The organism is Shewanella sp. 1180_01, assembly GCF_052850535.1.
Genome location: NZ_VXCT01000213.1, coordinates 1 through 311 on the forward strand (window position 1 = coordinate 1; position 311 = coordinate 311).

1 pseudogene is annotated in these 311 nt (G+C 54.0%); it reads left to right on the top strand.

Annotation, left to right across the window (positions count from 1 at the left end):
- Positions 1 to 301 (top strand): annotated as a pseudogene (locus FW758_RS24910) (replication protein P); the annotation flags it as partial.
- Positions 302 to 311 lie beyond the last annotated feature (10 nt).

Sequence of the window (311 nt, forward strand, 5' to 3'; positions counted from 1 at the left end):
GACCCGCCATTACCATCATCCTGACAAGCATACGTGGAGCCATGATGTGGTGCGCTTAGCGGTGCGTGAAACAGGCAGTTGGATGTTTGCCACCGGGCTCGAAAAGGACGTGTTAATGACCTTTGAGCGCAATTACACAGTGCTGTGTCGGCGCTTTAGCCGTGGCGAGTTGACCGATGTGGCATTGCCAAAAGCACTGCCCGAAACGGTGACGCGGCCGACTGAGGCGGCCAAGGCGAAATCAATTATTGCCAATTTACGTGCAAACTTTGGGCTTAAGGGGGCAAACGATGGCGAATAAACCACTGACC